The 15,451-nt window shown below is 69.5% G+C and carries 15 protein-coding genes; 7 read left to right on the forward strand and 8 right to left on the reverse strand.

The genetic code is table 11. The features are described from left to right. The 6 genes from ABT137_RS33105 to ABT137_RS33130 all read right to left on the reverse strand — a co-directional run. The coding region (locus tag ABT137_RS33105) for a maleylacetate reductase (RefSeq protein ID WP_351714800.1) at window positions 1-989 on the reverse strand (989 nt) is incomplete at its 3' end. Between the two features lie 28 nt (window positions 990-1,017). Then, window positions 1,018-1,614, reverse strand: a complete 597-nt coding sequence (locus tag ABT137_RS33110; protein WP_351714801.1) for a nuclear transport factor 2 family protein — start codon at window positions 1,612-1,614, stop codon at window positions 1,018-1,020. 245 nt (window positions 1,615-1,859) lie between these two features. Further along, a complete protein-coding gene (locus tag ABT137_RS33115) occupies window positions 1,860-3,350 on the reverse strand; it encodes an aldehyde dehydrogenase (RefSeq protein WP_351714802.1) in 1,491 nt (496 codons plus the stop codon). A gap of 153 nt (window positions 3,351-3,503) precedes the next feature. Next, the gene (locus tag ABT137_RS33120) at window positions 3,504-3,911 is read right to left on the reverse strand and encodes a nuclear transport factor 2 family protein (protein ID WP_351714803.1); all 408 of its coding nucleotides are present in this window, start codon (window positions 3,909-3,911) and stop codon (window positions 3,504-3,506) included. Further along, a complete protein-coding gene (locus tag ABT137_RS33125; RefSeq protein WP_351714804.1) occupies window positions 3,908-4,870 on the reverse strand; it encodes a PDR/VanB family oxidoreductase in 963 nt (320 codons plus the stop codon). The genes ABT137_RS33120 and ABT137_RS33125 overlap by 4 nt, the downstream gene beginning before the upstream one ends. A gap of 9 nt (window positions 4,871-4,879) precedes the next feature. After that, complete coding sequence (locus ABT137_RS33130; protein ID WP_351714805.1) at window positions 4,880-6,172, reverse strand: Rieske 2Fe-2S domain-containing protein; 1,293 nt, start codon at window positions 6,170-6,172, stop codon at window positions 4,880-4,882. A 335-nt stretch (window positions 6,173-6,507) separates the two neighbouring features. Between ABT137_RS33130 and ABT137_RS33135 the strand changes: the two genes are divergently transcribed. Further along, window positions 6,508-7,149 (forward strand): TetR/AcrR family transcriptional regulator, encoded by a 642-nt coding sequence (locus ABT137_RS33135; protein WP_351714806.1) that lies wholly within the window; start codon window positions 6,508-6,510, stop codon window positions 7,147-7,149. A gap of 186 nt (window positions 7,150-7,335) precedes the next feature. Next, entirely contained in the window at window positions 7,336-7,758 is a 423-nt protein-coding gene (locus ABT137_RS33140; RefSeq protein WP_189323844.1) for a GlcG/HbpS family heme-binding protein, read from the forward strand. 300 nt (window positions 7,759-8,058) lie between these two features. On the opposite strand, the gene ABT137_RS33145 is transcribed toward ABT137_RS33140, so the two are convergent. Further along, window positions 8,059-8,940, reverse strand: coding sequence for a LysR substrate-binding domain-containing protein (locus ABT137_RS33145; RefSeq protein ID WP_351714807.1), 882 nt, complete (start codon window positions 8,938-8,940; stop codon window positions 8,059-8,061). A 70-nt stretch (window positions 8,941-9,010) separates the two neighbouring features. Between ABT137_RS33145 and ABT137_RS33150 the strand changes: the two genes are divergently transcribed. The 3 genes from ABT137_RS33150 to ABT137_RS33160 are packed head-to-tail and all read left to right on the forward strand — an operon-like array spanning window position 9,011 to window position 11,588. Further along, entirely contained in the window at window positions 9,011-10,216 is a 1,206-nt protein-coding gene (locus tag ABT137_RS33150) for a thiolase family protein (RefSeq protein WP_351714808.1), read from the forward strand. Beyond that, the gene (locus ABT137_RS33155; RefSeq protein ID WP_351714809.1) at window positions 10,213-10,908 is read left to right on the forward strand and encodes a 3-oxoacid CoA-transferase subunit A; all 696 of its coding nucleotides are present in this window, start codon (window positions 10,213-10,215) and stop codon (window positions 10,906-10,908) included. Before ABT137_RS33150 ends, ABT137_RS33155 begins: the two co-directional genes overlap by 4 nt. After that, window positions 10,905-11,588, forward strand: a complete 684-nt coding sequence (locus ABT137_RS33160; protein ID WP_351714810.1) for a 3-oxoacid CoA-transferase subunit B — start codon at window positions 10,905-10,907, stop codon at window positions 11,586-11,588. The genes ABT137_RS33155 and ABT137_RS33160 overlap by 4 nt, the downstream gene beginning before the upstream one ends. On the opposite strand, the gene ABT137_RS33165 is transcribed toward ABT137_RS33160, so the two are convergent. Beyond that, a complete protein-coding gene (locus ABT137_RS33165) occupies window positions 11,580-12,209 on the reverse strand; it encodes a helix-turn-helix domain-containing protein (RefSeq protein WP_351714811.1) in 630 nt (209 codons plus the stop codon). The genes ABT137_RS33160 and ABT137_RS33165 overlap by 9 nt on opposite strands. A gap of 588 nt (window positions 12,210-12,797) precedes the next feature. Between ABT137_RS33165 and ABT137_RS33170 the strand changes: the two genes are divergently transcribed. Both ABT137_RS33170 and ABT137_RS33175 read left to right on the forward strand, forming a co-directional pair. Further along, window positions 12,798-13,883 carry a PucR family transcriptional regulator gene (locus tag ABT137_RS33170; RefSeq protein WP_351714812.1) on the forward strand — a complete coding sequence of 362 codons (1,086 nt, stop codon included), beginning with the start codon at window positions 12,798-12,800 and terminating at the stop codon, window positions 13,881-13,883. A 268-nt stretch (window positions 13,884-14,151) separates the two neighbouring features. Then, complete coding sequence (locus ABT137_RS33175; protein ID WP_351714813.1) at window positions 14,152-15,375, forward strand: acyl-CoA dehydrogenase family protein; 1,224 nt, start codon at window positions 14,152-14,154, stop codon at window positions 15,373-15,375. Window positions 15,376-15,451 lie beyond the last annotated feature (76 nt).

Below are 15,451 nucleotides of genomic sequence, written 5' to 3' on the forward strand. Positions count from 1 at the left end.
GCCGGGATCGCCTTCATGATCGGCCCCAGCGCTTTGGCGATGCCGTCCTCGGGCATGCCGTAGTCGCGCAGTGCCCGCGGCGCGTTCAGCGCCTGGCGCAGGGCGCCCAGCCCGGCGCTCGCCCCGTCGGTGGGGAAGACCGTGCCGAAGGCCTGGGCGATACGCGACTCCGCCTCGGGCGCGTGCGGGGAGTTGAAGGCCAGGACGTGGGGCAGCACGACGGCGTGGGTCTGGGCGTGCGGGAGGTTGAACATGCCGCCGAGGACATGGCAGATCTTGTGATGCATACCGGAGCCGGCCGAGGCGAAGGCGACCGCGGCGAGGTAGGCGCCGTACAGCGTCTGCTCGATGCCCTCGACGCTGGTCGAGTCCTCGGCCACCGCCGGCAGGCCGGTCGCCAGGGAGCGGATGCCCTCCTGCGCCAGCGCCCGGTCGATCGGGTCGGCACGCGGGCCCCACATCGAGTCCACGCAGTGCGCCATCGCGTTCAGGCCGCTGGCGACCGTCATCTCGCCGGGCAGCGTGGTCAGGAGGCCTGCGTCGTACACGACCGACGCGGGCAGCACCTTGTCGTCCACACCGGTGGTCTTGGTCTCCCCCTCGGTCAGCCCCCAGACGTTGGTCGCCTCGGAGCCGGCGTAGGTGGTGGGTACCGCGACGATCGGCAGCCCGGTGGTCAGCGCCACCGCCTTGGCCAGACCCGTGGTCGAGCCGCCGCCGACACTGACCAGGATGTCCGCGCCCGCGTCGGAGGCCGCACGAAGGGCTCGCCCGGCGACCTCGACCGGTACGTGCATCACGACCTCCTCGTGACGCAGTACGAGCGGGATCTCCTTGGCGATCGGATCGGCCAGTTCCCTCTCACGGTCCGACGCGATCAGCATGACCTTGGAACCGCCGAGTGCCTCGACCTCCGCCGCCACAGCGGCGGGCGACTCCCCGGCCGCGAACACCACCCGCTGGGGAAGGGTCTCGTGCGTGAATCTCATCGCTTGCTCCTTCGGTGGCTCTGCGGCCTCAGGCCCCGGCCAGCCATCGCGTGCCTTCGGAGTAGAGGTGCTCGACCGCTGGGCCGGTGAGACCGGGGAGCCCGTCCTTCACCATGAAGCCCGCCTTGGTCTGCAGGTAGGCCAAGTGCCGGTAGCCGACCGGGAACCGGTCCAGGAGCTCGGGATCCAATGCCAGTGAGACAGCGGGGTCGACGACGTCGAGCCGGTCCTTCTCGTAGATCGGTTGCCGGCGCACGAGGGTCCAGCGCCCCTCGTGCCGGGAGAGGAAGTCGTAGAAGCGGCCGGTGCAGACGACATCGACCTCGAAGCCGTCGATGGTCTCGCGCTGGTTGATCGTCATCTTCGTCTGGGCGATGGCCCGTTCGCCGACGATGTCCGCGGTGTGACCGCCCAGGAAGTGGAGAATGCTGACTCCGTTCTCGAAGCCCTCACGACTGGCCTTGATGAAATCGGTGGCACTTCCCTGGAACCAGGTGGCGCTCATCCAGCCGTCGCGCGGATGCCAGACCGTGGCGAAGCGGCCCCAGTCCCCGGCATCGCGCCATAGCGCCCAGTTCTCGATGAGCTGCCGGATCTCGTGGCGGTCGCTGTCGACCTGCGACATTGTTGACTCCTTGGAAGGGTGGAGATCCCTGGTACAGGGGCCTCGTCAGAAGGACCGGAGGAACTCCTCCACCTCTCGGTGGAGCTGCTCGAGGGCCTCTGTCTCTCGGACCTCCGCCAGCCATGCCGCTCCTACCGCCGGGCTGAAAGCCGCGGCAAGGCACCACATCCACCCGGGCAAGGCCCGGGGGCCCGGCGCACGCCGTGTCACGTGCGCCCTACGACCTCGTCGGCCTGGTCGCATCGTCAGATGGGGTAGTGGCGGGATCCGGACTGGATGGTGATCCAGCGCAGCTCGGTGAACTCCTCCAGCGCGGCGCGGGAGCCGAAGCGGCCCCAGCCGCTGGCGCCTACACCGCCGAAGGGCATCTGGGGCTCGTCGTGCACGGTGGCGCCGTTGATGTGGCAGATGCCGGACTTGATCCGGCGGGCGACGTCGAGTGCCGCGGCCGCGTCCTTGCCGAAGACCGCTGCGGAGAGTCCGTACTCGGTGTCATTGGCCACCGTGACGGCTTCGTCGGTGGAGTCGACCTCGATGATCGAGACGACCGGTCCGAAGGACTCCTCGCTGTAGATGCGCATGTCCGGGGTGACACCGCGCACCACGGTGGGCTGCACGAACAGGCCGTCGGCCGTGCCACCGGTCAGGATCTGCGCGCCCTTGGCACGGGCGTCCTCGATCAACGCGACCACGTGGTCCCGGGCGACGGCGTGGACCAGCGGGCCGATCTGTGAGGCGGGATCGCTCGGAGGACCGACGACCAGCTTCGCGGCACGCTCGGCCAGGCGGGAGGAGAACTCGTCGGCGACGGTCCGGTCGACGATGACACGCTCGGTCGACATGCAGATCTCGCCCTGGTTCATGAACGCACCGAAGCTGGCCGCGGCGGCGGCCTCCTCCAGGTCCGCGTCGGGGAGCACCAGGAAGGGCGCCTTGCCACCGAGTTCAAGGACCACACGGGTCAGGTGGCGGCCACCGAGTTCGCCGATGACACGGCCGACGCGGCTGGAGCCGGTGAAGTTCACGCGCCTCACGGCGGGGTGGGCGATCAGGGCCTCGACGACGCGCGGACCGTCCTCGGGCGCGTTGCTGATGAGGTTGACCGCTCCGGCGGGCACGCCGGCGTCGTGCAGCACCTGGACGATGGCGGCCTGGGTGAGCGGCGTCTGCTCGGAGGACTTCAGGACCACGGTGTTGCCCCATACCAGGGGCCACACGACGGCACGCACACCGAGGATCAGCGGCGCGTTCCACGGGGCGATGCCGACGACGACGCCGACCGGCTGACGCACGCCGAGGGCGGTCAGGCCGGGCACGTCCGACGGAATGACCTCGCCGACGGCCGCATAGGCCTGGGCGGCCGCCTCGACGAGCATGCCCTTCGCGACGTGCACGTTGAAGCCGCACCAGGGCAGAGTGGCACCCATCTCACGGCTCATCGTGGCGACGATCTCGTCGGTGCGCTCGCCGAGCAGGACGGCCGCCCGCTCCAGGACCGACCGCCGCGCGGCCGGCGGAAGGCCCGACCACTCGGGAAGGGCGGTCGCCGCCGCGTCCACCGCGCGGTTGACATCGTCGACGGAGGCTGCCGCGACCCTCGCGATCGGCTCACCGGTCAGGGCCTCGATCGTCTCGAAGTAGCGGCCGTCCTTGGCCGGGACGTGCTCGCCCGCGATGAGGAGGTCGCTGGTCCGGACCGCGCCGGACGTGGGTGCCTTGATCTCAGTAGCTGACATTGTTGTCGCCTCGCCTCCACAACAGCGGCGATCGTCGTCGATCGCCGCGGGAACCTTCATGTCGAACTCTCTGCCGCCGGCCGCCCGCCCTGAAGCCTCTTGTCCGTTCATCGAACAGCGGTGTGAGGGGGATGCTGCCGGCCTTCCCGGGTGTCAGGCCGGCGGCATGCGCTTGGACTGGTGCATGTGCGCCAGGCGCCAGCCCTCCGCGGTCTTCTCCCAGACCCGGGTCATCACCTCCTGTACGGGGAAGGGCGGGAGGTTCTCGTCGAAGAAGATGTGCATCTCCTGGAGACACGTGGTGATCGCGGTGTCGCCGTGGACCGTGATGCTCAGTTCCTCGGCCTTGGCGAAGACGGTGCGGCGGCGGGTCGAGGCGAAGTGGGCGAAGGCCTCCCGGCCGTCGATCTTCCCGACCGGGCCGTGGACGACGTGACTGTCCTCGAGCATGAGGGCGATCAGCGCCTTCTCGCCCTCGACGAGAGCCACGAGCCAGGCGGCCTCCGCCTGTTCGATCGCCTGGAGGGTCGCGGTGGGTGCGGTGGACGTGGTCGTTGTCATAGGTCCAGCTCCAGAATCGGTGAGAGTGCTCGCGATGAGCAGGTGGTGAACATGCCGTCGGCGCGTTCCTGATCGGTGAGGACGTCGTCGCGGTGGTCGGGCTCTCCGGCGAGGACACGCACGATGCACTCACCGCAGATTCCCTGCTGGCACGAGTAAGGGGCGTCCACGCCCTGGGCGAGCAGGACGTCGAGGACGCTCTGGCCTTCCTCGATCCGGTACTCGCCGCCGGTCCTGGCGAGCCGCACCCGGAAGGCCCCGCCGACCTTGTGCGCCTCGGCGTCCTCGACGGGGGCGAAGCGCTCCTTGTGGATCGCTTCGGCAGGCCATCCCGCTGCGAGCGCGGAGGAGATCACGAAGTCCATGAAGCCTCCCGGCCCACAGACGTAGATCGCCGTGTGGGGATCGGGCCGGCCGATGTCGGTGCCGATGCCGAACCGCTGGTCGTCCGGGCCGTCGTCGAAGTGGAGCCGAACCCGGGGGTTGTGCTCCAGTTCGTCGAGGAACGCCGAGTCTCCCCGGCTGCGCGCGCAGTAGTGCAACTCGTATTCCGCGCCGCTCGCTTCGAGCGCGTGCGCCATGGCCAGCAGTGGAGTGATGCCGATACCGCCGGCCACCAGCAGATGGCGGCGTGCCTCGCCCGAGACTCCGAACCTGTTCCGGGGACGGGAGATCCGCAGCCTGTCGCCCTTGCGGAGCCGATGCATCCCCAGCGAGCCGCCGCGCGACGCCGTCTCGGCCAGCACCGCCAGTCGATAGCGGGTGCGATCGTGCGGCGGCCCGCACAGGGAGTACTGGCGGACCAGCCCGGCGGCACTGTCGACCAGTACGTCGACATGGGCGCCGGCGGCGAACTCCGGGAGCTCGGCATCGTCGGGACTGACCAGGTCGAGCACCACGATCCGGCTGGTCGCGTCGCGCCGCGCGTCCACGATGGTGTCGAGCCACTCGTTGCTCATTATGGTCGCTCAGATTCCCGCGGTGGCCGGGGCATCGGCGTCGTCGCCCGCCGGGCGCTTGCCGAGGGTGAAGAGCCCGGACTGGGTGCGGTGAACCTCCGAGGGGTCGCGGACGATGTTGATCGGGTCACGTCCGGCCTCGACGTCGTCGACCATCGCGAGCAGCATGCGGCGCAGCATGACGACGCCGCGGTCCGAGGTGGCCAGGGTCTCCGTGGAGTCCAGGGTGATCGCTCCCTGCGAGCCCTGGGCCTCCGCGTCACCGGGGAACTTCTGGCGCTCCTCGTCGGTGAGCTCGTGGTTCTGCTTGCCGTTCTGCGTGATGCCGATCACGAAACGGACCATGCGCTCGGGGTCGTTCGTGCGGATCGAGAAGAAGAGCCGGTTGGTGGTGTCGTCGGAGGGCACGAGCCACAGCAGCTGGTCCGGATTGTCGGGGCTGATCTTCACGTAGTCCGGCAGGCCGAAGATGTTGGGAAGGTGCTGCTCGACCGCGAAGCCGTACTCGGTGACCTCACCGTCCTCGCCCTCGACCTCGAATCGCTGGGTGTACTTCACGCCGTGGTCGGTACGCTCGTATGTCACGCGCTCGGCGATGGTGGCCGGGTCGAAGAAGCTCTCGGGGTAGCCGAACGTCCCGGTGCCCAGCATCTGGTACCCGCTGTGCGTGGAGTGGAGCCAGGTGACGTGCGTCGGGTCGGCGCCGTTCTCGTACATGTTGAGCCAGTTGAAGTCCGCCGGCATGCCGAGGACCGCGGCGTGCGGGACCGGCCAGCTGGCGAAGTACTTCTCGTCCTCGGCGGGGTTCTCCAGCGCGTCGTAGCGCGGGAGTTCGGGCTTGAGCTCGGGCGGGCCCATGTAGACGAAGACCAGGCCGTAGCGCTCCTGGACGGGGTACCACGGCTGGCGGGCGGCGTCGCGCCTGCGCCCCAGGGCCGGCTCACACGCCTGCTCGATGCAGCGGCCCTCGACGTCGAACTTCCAGCCGTGGTAGCAGCAGCGGATGCCGTCGTCCTCGACGCGGCCGTAGTAGAGGCTGGCGCCGCGGTGGGTGCAGCGCTCGATCACGACACCGGGTTTGCCCTGTCCGTCCCGGAACACCACCAGGTCCTCGCCCAGTACGCGGGTCTTCTGCGGCAGGGCACCGGCGACGAGCGTCTCCGAGCTGGCGATCGGGTGCCAGTAGCGACGCAGGGCCTCGCCCATGGGCGTACCGGGCCCGACCTCGCGCAGACGGGCGTTGTAGGAGGGCTTCGGACGACCGTAGCCGGTACCGGTGTCGACCTCTGAAGTGGTGGTCATCGTCTTTGACTCCCGTGCGGCTCGGGCGCACAGCTGGTGGCGCGTGCAGGGCTGTGGGGGCACCTGCGAGGGCACCGATCTGCGCGACCCTCGAATGAGATTGTTGATTCACATTCGCATTTCACTTCGCGGTGCGTCAAGGGTCATGTCCAGGTGTCCGCTCGGCGAGGAGAGGCCGATTTCCTGACGCTTGCGCCCCAGCTCCGAGCCGGTCGTGCACGGTGCCACCTCTGCACTGCGCTCGCTCGCCGGCCCGATCGCGCCACTGCTCACGGCCCAGCAATGCCAGGCGCAGGGCCGCCGGAACGAATGCCGGCGGCGTATACGCTGAGGCGGTGAGTACCGAACCTTCACTCGATCTGCCGCCGGCGCAGCAGGCGCGCAGCCGACTGACCCAGCAGCGGATCCTGGAAGCGGGTACGGCCCTCCTGACAGAGGGCGGCACCGAGGCGCTCACCATCGCGGCCGTCGCCGCTCGAGCGGGCGTCTCGGTGGGGAGTGTCTATCGACGGTTCGGCGACAAGGACCGCCTGATCGCCGCACTGCAGCACGACATGATCGATCACTTTCGCGCCGACATCATCCGCCGCTTCGCTCCGCTGCGCACAGACCCGACCACACTGATCGCCTCGGCGGTCGCCGGAATCACCGAGACGTTCGAAGCACACGCACGCCTGATGCGCGTCTTCATCACCGCTGGCACCACCGACCCCGCAGTGTCCGAAATCGGGTCCGACGCCAGCATTGACTCCGGCCAGGTGTTCCGTCAGTTCCTGGAACCGATCATGCCGATGATCAGCGCCCCAGAGCCGGACTTGCGGATGGATGTCACCTTTCGCCTGGTGTACGCGGCGTGCATGAACCGCGTGCTGCACGGCGAACGATTCGAGTCCGAGCGACCGCTGACATGGCGTCAACTCACCGACGAGCTGGCGAACATTGCCTGCCTGTATCTACTGGGCGCGTCGACGGAGTGAGCTCCCGGGCCTCCCGGGCTCCTTGATGCGAATGCGAGGTACGCTTCACATTCACCTCGGCCGCGACATACTGTCGCGGGTTTCCAGCATGCCCGGAACCAGCGATGACCTGGACTGTCGACGCTCCGGGGATCCCACGGAAGACGTCCGGTCGGCCACTCGGCCGCCAAGGGAAGGAACCGCCCCATGCGAGAGCCGCTCAGCTACGAGATCGCGCACGGCGCCGCTCTGGCCGCTCTGGAAGCAGGAAGGGCCGAGGGGCACAAGGTGTGCGCCGTCGTGGTCAACCGAAGCGGAGTCACGAAGGTTCTCCTCAGCGACGACGGCGTTGGTCTTCTCGGTGTGGAAACCGCGCGACGCAAGGCTTACACCTCGGCCGTGAGCGGTGTCCCGACGGCCAAGTTCGCGGCCTTCGCCGCGTCCCCCCAGATGCAGGTGGCGCCTCCTCACCTGGTTGATGCCAACCTTCTGCCGGTCGCCGGCGGCGTGCCGATCGTGACGGCCGACGGCGAGGTCATCGGCGCCATCGGCGTGGGCGGGGCGGACGACGTCACTGACGACCGCATCGCGCACCAGGCGCGAGACTCCGTCGCGAAGATCGTTGCGTAGGCATTCCTCCCGGTCGGTGAGGCAGCGACGTCGGGCCTTGCGGCAGTCGTCGCGCGCCTTGCGCATGCCCGGAGCGCGTGTGCGCCTCGCTCAGTAACCGCCGGCCGGCCTGAAGGTGTCGCTTCCTCGCATTGCCCGACGAGACCAGGAAACGGCCGTCGAGGAGGCGCTCCGCACGCCGATGACTCCGACGGTCCGACCCGACCCGAGGCCCGCACCGGGCCGCCCGCACTCCCGCCACCCACAAGGCAGGGCTGTTGCGCCATGCCAGGGCCGGCCCATCCAGCTTCGGTCGATCCGTCAGAACATCGACTCAATGATCCCTACGGTGCGCACAAGGTGCGGTTCGGAGCGGTCGGCGCGGTGGGCGACGGCCAGTTCCACCCGCGCGTCGGCCCCGGCCAGCGGCAGGTAGACGACACCGTCGAGGGTCAACGCGGTCACGGGCTCGGGCACGACGGCGACGCCGAGACCGCCGGCCACGAGCGTGACCAACGTCGAGGTCTCGCCGACCTCGTGGCGAATGTGCGGTTCGACGTCGGCGTCGCGCAGCAGGCCCAGCACGACGTCGTACATCACCGACCGGCGGTCGGCGGAGTGGACGATCAGGTCGGCACCGGCGAGGTCCGCGGCGCGCAGGCGTTTCCGGCGGGCGAGGGGGTGGTCGACCGGCACGGCGACGACGAGCCGGTCCCTGCGCAGGATGCTGACGGTGAGGGAGAGGTCGGCCACCGGAGGACGCAGCAGCCCGACGTCGATGGCGCCGGTGCGCAGCGCCTCGACCTGGTCCGGCGCGAGCATCTCGCCGCGGAACGAGAAGTCGACGCCGGGCAGCTCCTCCGAGAGCCGCCGCGAGAGCGCGCGCAGGAGGCTGTACGTCGCCGAGCCCACGCACCCGATCGCGAGGCGGCCCACCGAGCCCGCGGCGACGAGCCGCGCATGCTGGGCGGCCTCGTCGACGTCGGCGAGGATCGCCCGCGCCCGCTCCAGGTAGGCCCGTCCGGCCTCGGTGAGGTCGACCCGGCGCGTGGTGCGGTGGAGCAGTTCGACGCCAAGCTCGGTCTCCAACCGGCGGATCTGCTGGGAGAGCGGCGGCTGGGCCATGTGGAGCCGCTCGGCGGCACGACCGAAGTGGCGCTCCTCGGCCACCGCCACGAAGTACCGGAGATGACGCAGATCCATATGTCACTCATCTCAATCGGCACGCATATGTGTACTTCAGAGTATCGCGTGCCGGGGCTAGCGTCGGTGCATGAGCGCTTTCATCTACGCCGCGACGCGCACGCCGTTCGGCCGCTTCAACGGCGCGCTGGCCGGCGTCCGCCCCGACGACCTCGCCGCCGCCTCGATCACCTCTACGCTCGCCCGGGTACCGGACCTCGACCCCGCCGCGATCGACGACGTGGTGTGGGGCAACGCCAACGGCGCCGGCGAGGAGAACCGCAACGTCGGCCGCATGGCGGCACTGCTCGCCGGGCTTCCGGTGAGCGTGCCAGGCACCACGATCAACCGGCTGTGCGGCTCGAGCCTCGACGCGGCGATGACGGCCAGCCGGACCATCGAGTCCGGCGATGCCGAGGTGGTGCTGACCGGCGGCGTGGAGTCGATGACACGCGCGCCGTGGGTGCTGCCCAAGTCGGCGAAACCGTTCCCGGCCGGCGATGTCACCGCGGTCTCGACCACGCTCGGCTGGCGGCTGGTCAACCCGCAGATGCCGAAGGAGTGGACGGTCAGCCTCGGCGAGTCCAACGAGCAGCTCCGCGAGCGCTTCGGGATCTCCCGCGAGCGGCAGGACGCGTTCGCCGCCCGCTCCCACCAACTCGCACACCAGGCTTGGGAGTCGGGCTTCTACGACGACCTGGTGGTACCGGTCGCAGGCGTCGACCTGACGCGTGACGAGGGCATCCGGCCCGGATCCACGCCGGAGGTGCTGGCCGGTCTCAAGCCGGTCTTCCGGACCCAGGAGCAGGGCGGCACCATCACGGCGGGCAACGCCAGCCCGCTCAACGACGGCGCCTCCGCAGTGCTGCTGGGCAGCGAGAAGGCTGCGGCTGCCATCGGGGTCGACCCGATCGCCCGTGTCGCCGGCCGCGGAGCGATGGCGCTGGAGCCGCAGGCCTTCGGCTACGCACCCGTCGAGGCCGCCAACCGTGCGCTGGCCCGGGCCGGGATCGGCTGGGAGCAAGTGGGCGCGGTCGAGCTCAACGAGGCCTTCGCCGTGCAGTCCCTCGCCTGCCTCGACGCGTGGAAGGTCGACCCTGCCATCGTCAACCAGAAGGGCGGCGCCATCGCGATCGGCCACCCGCTGGGCGCCTCGGGCGGCCGCATCCTCGCCACGCTGGCCAAGGTGCTGCGCGAGACGAAGCAGCGCTACGGCGTCGCCGCGATCTGCATCGGCGTCGGCCAGGGCCTGGCTGTCGTTCTCGAGAACTGCGACGCTACGGGTGCGGGCCGGTGAGCCGGGCGGAGATCGTCGAGAGCACGGACGCGGCGGTGGCCGGGATCGAGGACGGGTCCACCGTGCTCGTCGGCGGCTTCGGCCTGGCCGGGATGCCGTTCGATCTGATCGACGCGCTGATCCGGCAGGGCGCGAAGGACCTCACGATCGTGTCCAACAACGCGGGCAACGGCGATGTCGGACTGGCCGCGCTGCTGGCCGCGGGCCGGGTGCGCAAGGTGCTCTGCTCCTTTCCGCGCCAGGTCGACTCCTGGGTCTTCGACGGCCTCTACCGCGCGGGGAAGATCGAACTGGAAGTGGTGCCGCAGGGCAACCTCGCCGAGCGGATGCGCGCGGCCGGTGCCGGGATCGGAGCGTTCTACTGCCCGACCGCGGTCGGCACACCGCTGGCCGAGGGCAAGGAAGAGCGGGAGATCGACGGCCGGAAGTACCTGCTGGAGTACCCCATCAAGGGTGATTACGCGTTGATCGGCGCGCACACCGCGGACACGCTGGGCAACCTCGTCTACCGCAAGACCGCCCGCAACTTCGGACCGGTCATGGCCACGGCCGCGACGACGACCATCGTCCAGGTCGACCAGGTCGTCGAGCCCGGGAAGCTCGACCCGGAAGCCATCGTCACCCCGTCCATCTACGTCGACCGGGTCGTCCAGGCGACGGCCCGTCACTACACCGTGCAGGGGGCACGATGACCACCACGTACACAAGGGCGCCGACGGGCGCCGACCACCGGCTCTCGATGGACGAACTGGCCGCCGTCATCGCACGCGACATCCCGGCCGGCGCCTTCGTCAACCTCGGTATCGGGCAGCCCACCAAGATCGCCGACCATCTGCCGGCCGACTCCGGCGTGGTGCTGCACACCGAGAACGGCATGCTCAACATGGGGCCGAAGGCCGAGGGCGACACGGTCGACCCCGACCTGACCAACGCCGGCAAGGTGCCGGTGACCGAGCTGCCGGGGGCCGCGTACTTCCACCATGCCGACTCCTTCGCCATGATGCGCGGCGGACACCTCGACGTCTGCGTCCTCGGCGCCTACCAGGTCGCCTTCAACGGCGACCTCGCCAACTGGACCACCGGCAGGCCCGACGACATCCCCGCCGTCGGCGGCGCCATGGACCTCGCCATCGGCGCCAAGGACGTCTACGTGATGATGACGCTCTTCACCCGGACCGGCGAACCGAAGCTCGTACCGCGCTGCACCTACCCGCTCACCGGCATCGGCTGCGTCAGCCGCGTCTACACCGACCACGGCGTCTTCGACGTCGGCCCCGACGGCATACGGATCCGGGAGACGTACGGCATCAGCGCCCACGAACTCGCGGAACGACTCGGCATCACGCCACCGGCGCGTCAGCTTTCAGTATGAACTGGATGTGTTTGAGCAACTGAGGTCGTACGGCAGATGGACGCGTTCGTCGCAACCATCCAGGGTTACCTCAAGTGCGACCCGAGCGACAGCGCCATTTGAGGTACTCCGTCTGCGCGGTTCGGCGGACACAGGTTCACAAGGCCCCGCCGCGGGCTCTTCTGCGACCGGTACCAGGCCGGACTCATAGGCGAAAGCCACCGCCTGGACGCGGGCACGGATTCCGATCTCGGCGTGGATGTGACGGACGTGGGACTTGACTGTGGTGCGAGGCGCCGGACAACTGTTCGGCGATGTCGTCGGCATCGGTTGGCCCGACGCCACAGCGGTGAGGACGTCACATCCGCGTCCGGTGAGGGTGTCGAGACTGATGTCGCGCTTGACCGGGCGGATGGTGGGTCGTCGGCGGACGACCTCGATGAGCACGCCGGGCAGACGGTGAGCGACCTGGTGGTAACAGCGCGTACCGCGAGGAGCTTTCAGGGCTTCGGTGACACCCTCGGGGACCTGGACGTGGCCGTCGGCGAACTGTATATCGCCAGCCACGAAGGTGACGCCGAGGCCCATGGCGCACATTGCCCCGGCCCGCAGCTCGTAGGTCAACCACTGCGGCTCGATCACCCCCGGCCCCCATGAGCACGAACTCGCCAAGCTCGACGACCAGGAACACGGGCCCCGCACACTTCCGCGATGAACGATTCCGGAGCCGGGTTGCGGCATCCATCGGCTCGGCGGCACCCGAGAACGGGCGGCGCCGAGAACACCGACGACGAGGCTCGTGCGGTCAGACAGTGGGCATCATGCCTCGGCGGGGGCTGTTCCGCGGACGGCCACTGTCCGCCGGTCAGTTCGACGTAGGGGGTGCCGCTGACCGGGCCCGCGGTGGCTGCTGCGCGCGGGCGGTCGAGGTGGTCCAATCTTCATATTCATCTGAGAGCCGTCAAACCGAGCCACGTGGACTGGCACAGGCTCGTCGCAGGACGGCCGGGACGGGAGGCGGGGTTGGGCGAGCACATCGGAGCGTGGGTGAGGCGGTTGCGCCCGGCCGTGAACCCCGGAGAGCCCACCTGCACTCGGGAGACGGTACGCCGTGCGACCGACCAGGTCGGTGACCAACCGGTCGCGTGGGCGGTCAGGGTGGCGGTCGACATCGTCCAGGGCGGTGCATTCACAGATCTGACCGGCGCCGGCCTGAAAGGCGCGCAGGTCATGCGCTCCACCATCGAGTCGATCGTCATCGCGACGCTCCTCGCCATCGAGGCCGACGGCCACCCGCCGGCGCAGCTCCCGCCCGAGGCGGAGGCGCAGATCGTGGATCTGGTCCACCGCCGGGTTCCTCTCGACCTGATCCTCACCCATCAGCGCAGGATCCACTCACAGCTGGCCGACCACTTCATGGGCGGCTGCCGCTCCTTGGTATCGCTCCCCGATCTCGCGGCATCACTCGAGCACGTGTCTCATGTGCTCTTCGAGTTCGCCGACACGTTCGCCACCATGAGCGCCGAGTCGTACACCGCCGAGAACGAGCGATTCCTGAGAAGCACCGCCGCCGCCAGGTACCAGACGGTTCTGGCGTTGCTGGCGGGAGAGGGCTCCGTCGACGTGGCGTCCCGACAGCTGGCCTACCCCCTGACGAACGCGTACCACATCGGCCTGGTGCTGCATCCCGCGACCTCGCCGAGCCATGCCGCGGATCATCTGGACCAGGTGGCCCGGTCCCTCCTGCGCGGCATCGGCGCGGACGCTCAGTTGGTGGTGGCGGTGGACCGGACCGAGGCATGGGCGTGGGGAGCGTTCAAGGCAAGGCCACCGCGTGAAACACCGCTGCTACCCGGCGGGTCCGACGTGATGGTGGGCATGGCGTCCCCCCACCGAGGCGTCCAGGGCTTCCGGTGCACCCACGAGGAGGCCCTCGACGCGGCGCGGGTGGGGGCTTTCGGCGTGCGCTCGACGGCGGACGCGAGTGTCGTCCGGTACGACGAGGTCCGGTTGCTCTCGCTGCTGATCGCGGACCCCGACAAGGCCGCTCGTTTCGTGCGGGACGAACTCGGCGCACTGGGATCGAGCGCGGGTTCCACGCGGGTTCTCCGCCGGACGGTTCGGGTCTACCTCGACTGCCACGGCAGTCCGCAGGAGGCCGCCAGGGAGCTGCAGGTCGCGAAGAACACGGTCATCTACCGGGTCAAGCGGGCCGAGGAACTCCTGGGCCGCTCCGTCCGGGACTCCCAGCTCGAGCTGCACGCGGCGCTCCGCCTCGCGGAGCTCCTCCCCGATCTGGACGACACCGGTCACTGACGGGCTCACGTAACGCATCCCGCCCGCCGCTCTGGCCGTCGGGCTCTTCGCCACGCGCCGGAGGTGCGGGCTGATCGGCCTCCGGCTCGCGCCGTTCGACCTGTGAGCGCGGCAATCGCACCACCGTTTTGGGCCCCGGGTCCAATCGGCGTCGAAAGCTTGGCGGGTCAGGCATACAGACCTGCGTCACACGCGGACTTCAATCAACAGCAGGACGACACGACCGGCCACCGCTTCGGCAGGTGAGCCGCCGAGGCAAGGAGGCCTCATGACGACTCTTGACGACGTCACGACGTTCGGACCGGAGACGCAGGGCGAAGCTCGCGAACGTCTCCTGCAGACCGCCCGCGACCTGCGGCCGCTCCTGCGTGAGCACGCCGACGAGTCCGAGCGCAACCGCCGTCTGGCCGAGAAATCGGAGCAGGCCCTGCGCGAGTCCGGGTTGTTCCAGGCCCTGACGCCCCGCCGGTCGGGCGGGGCGGGCGGAGACGTCCGGACCCTCATCGAGCTGTCGGCCGAGATCTCGCGAGGGGACTCGTCCGCGGGCTGGGTCGCCTTCATCGCCAACACGACCGCGTTCGGCATGGGCCTCTTCCCCGACGACGTGCGCGAACTGATGTACGGCCCGGACCCTCGCAACGTCGCGATCAGCCAGTTCGCACCCGGCGGGACCGCCGAGAAGGTCGACGGTGGCTACCGCATCAACGGCAAGTGGGGTTTCGCCTCGGGCTGCTACCAGGCCCAGTGGACGCTGAACGCGTTCCTCGTCCTCGACGCGGAGGGCCGGCCCTCGGAGGTGCGGTGGGCGCTGATGCCGCTGGCCGACATGCGGATCGAGGACACGTGGTACGTCGTCGGCATGGCGGGGACCGGCAGCAACACCCTCGTGGCCGAGGACCTCTTCGTCGAGGACCGGTGCACCCTGGACCTCGAGACGTTCATGGGCACGGCCGTCTTCCCGATCTGGCACGAGGACGAGACCAACTACCGGGCGTCGCTGAACAGTCTCGCCTGTCTCGGCCTGTGCGGTCCGCTGCTGGGCATGGCCGAGGCCGCCTGGGACTTCACGGTGGAGAACATCGGCAAGGGCCGCCCCATCAGCTACTGGGCCTACTCGGACCGCCGGGACGCCCCCAGCTACCGCCTCGCTCTTGCCGACGCGCGGGTCGCGATCGACGCAGGCAGGATGCACCTGCTCAGGTCCGCCGACGAGATGGACACAGCCGCCCGAGAGGGCCGGGTCCTCGACACGGCGGCCCGGGCGCGGATCCGCGGCGACTCCGAGATCGCGACGCGCAACTTCCGCCAGGCCGTGACGCTCATGCTCGACATCGTCGGCACGAGCAGCTTCGCCCAGTCCAACCCGCTCCAGCGCGTCTGGCGTGACCTGACCGTCGCCAGCGGCCACGGCCTGAACAACCCCCTGCTGAACCGGGAGGTCTACGGCCAGAGCCTCGTCGGTCGCGACACCGCGGAGATCGGTTCGCTCTGAGGTCGTCACGGGCCTGGGCCCTCGTGGCCCGGCCCTCGGGCCTCCACGGCGCGACTCGACACGTCGAAAGGAACTT

The organism is Streptomyces sp. NPDC001980 (assembly GCF_040296885.1).
GTDB lineage: Bacteria > Actinomycetota > Actinomycetes > Streptomycetales > Streptomycetaceae > Streptomyces.